Consider the following 2031-nt stretch of genomic DNA (forward strand, 5'->3'; position numbering starts at 1 on the left):
GTGGGGTGATCAGCGGTCAGCACCGTCACGGCGTTGCCGTGGTCGCGGTGGTAGGTCACGAAGTCCTGCAGGGTCTGCGCGGTGAGCAGCGGAACGTCGCCGTAGGTCACGACCACGGTGCCGGACACCGGAGCTTCACGGTCCAGAACGTCCAGACCCGCATCCACTGCACTGCCGGTGCCGGGAACGTCCGACTGGTCCGCAATCAACACGCCGGAATCCAGCTCATTGATGTGCGCTTCCACGAGATCACGCTGGTGACGAATGACCGCCACGAGCTGCTCCGGGTTCAGTTCCCGGGCGACCTTGAGGGCGTGCCCCACCATGGAACGACCCCCGATCTCATGCAAGATCTTGGGGGTCTTGGACTTCATGCGGGTGCCCTTGCCGGCGGCCAGAACAATGATTGCTGCGGGGTTGGACCCGCCGGTCGCGGCGCTCTGATCGGCAGCGGTATCGACGATGCTCACTGAGCTAACTCCTCGTGGTTGCTCGTCAGGTGGGGGAACCCATCTGCACCTGGGTGGTTCGTGCGTTCCGCCACTAGGACTCGAACCTAGACTCACGGCTCCAAAGGCCGGTGTGCTGCCAATTACACCATGGCGGAAAGGTCGTCACTGTCGTGACAACACAACCGTGCACCACACGGGATGCACGGAAAATTACCATAACATTTCCCGAACTTCGGTCAGTGCGATCCCGAGCAGTGTTCCACCGTGACCACGCGGCCGTTGGCCATGGCCTCCTCGAAACCCGGTAACGCCTGGGCGAGGTGGCGGGTCTCCCCCGGCTCCAGTCCGCGCACGAGCACGGGAGCGCGTTTGGCTGCACGCTGCACGAATTCCCACGCATCCGCGTCGGACTGGCCTGCGCCTCGAGAGCGGGACACGTCCCAAGCGAGTGAGGTGACCTCGGGTTCGGTGACGTCCAGGGTGTCCTGATCGAATTCTCGGTCCAGGAGTACCAGGAGCATGACCACCTCGTCCACGGTGGTGTGGTTCTGCATGAGCAGTCGCACGTCCTGAGCCGAAGCTGCTTCTGCGAGCGCGGCCACCATGGAGTACAGCCGTTGCCGCTGTCGACCGCGGTGGGTGACGCCGCCCAACGCGAGCACGAGCGCCTGGGCGCCCACGCCGTGGGCCAGGACCAGAGCGGCGTCGGCCTCGGCGATCACGCCCTCGTCAGGCATGTCCTCGTCCACGGACACCGGTGCGCGCAGGATCAGCGGATCGGCGCCGGCCTTGCGCAACTGATCGCCTGCCTGGCGACGCACCATACTTCCCATGTGGAGACCCACTGGACGGTCCGCGCCCAGCGTGATTTCCACGGGCCCCGGGTGCTCGCGAACGTGTTCGACGGCGCTCGCTAAGTCCTGGGGAATATCCAAAACCGTCCCGGCCACGTAAGTCTCTTGCATGGGTCAAGTCTCCCACGCCAATCTGGCACTTCTCCCGGATAACCCTGACGCTTGTATCCTGGCCTGCGTGGCACATCTGATTGGCGGAGAGAATCTGCACCTCGAGTATCCGACCAAGACCGTTTTCGACGCGGTCTCCCTAGGCATAGACCAGGGCGACCGGATCGGCATCGTCGGTCGCAACGGTGACGGCAAATCCACGCTCATGCGGTTGCTCGCCGGCCGCATTGATCCCGACGGCGGGCGGGTCACCGTGCGCTCGGGAACCACCGTGGGCATGCTGGACCAGGCGGACACGCTGAACCCGAATCAGACGGTGGGGCACGCCGTCGTCGGCGATGTTCCCGACCATGTCTGGGCCTCGGACGCCAAGGTGCGCGACGTGATTTCGGGCCTGGTCTCGGACGTGGACTGGGACACCGACATCAGCGAGCTCTCCGGCGGACAACGACGCCGCGTGGCCCTGGCAAGCCTGCTGGCCCAGGACTGGGACGTGATCTTCCTGGACGAGCCCACCAACCACCTGGACGTGGACGGCATCACGTGGCTGGCCAAGCACTTGAACAACCGCTGGTCCAAGAACTCGGGTGCGCTGGCGGTTGTCACTCACGACC

At 64.8% G+C, this 2031-nt stretch carries 3 protein-coding genes and 1 tRNA gene; 1 reads left to right on the forward strand and 3 read right to left on the reverse strand.

The window, feature by feature from the left end:
- From Q4E95_RS13225 to Q4E95_RS13235, 3 genes are all read right to left on the reverse strand, one after another.
- Positions 1-470, reverse strand: a 470-nt coding sequence (locus Q4E95_RS13225; RefSeq protein WP_303383742.1) for an NTP transferase domain-containing protein, incomplete at its 3' end; no start/stop codon positions are given.
- 65 nt (positions 471-535) lie between these two features.
- Positions 536-607 (reverse strand) — tRNA-Gln (locus Q4E95_RS13230).
- Positions 608-688: 81 nt separating this feature from the next.
- The gene (locus Q4E95_RS13235; protein WP_129702289.1) at positions 689-1417 is read right to left on the reverse strand and encodes a hypothetical protein; all 729 of its coding nucleotides are present in this window, start codon (positions 1415-1417) and stop codon (positions 689-691) included.
- A gap of 67 nt (positions 1418-1484) precedes the next feature.
- Between Q4E95_RS13235 and Q4E95_RS13240 the strand changes: the two genes are divergently transcribed.
- A partial coding sequence (locus Q4E95_RS13240; RefSeq protein ID WP_303383743.1) for an ATP-binding cassette domain-containing protein occupies positions 1485-2031 on the forward strand: 547 nt, incomplete at its 3' end.

Source organism: Kocuria sp. (assembly GCF_030536815.1).
Taxonomy (GTDB): Bacteria; Actinomycetota; Actinomycetes; order Actinomycetales; family Micrococcaceae; genus Kocuria; species Kocuria gwangalliensis.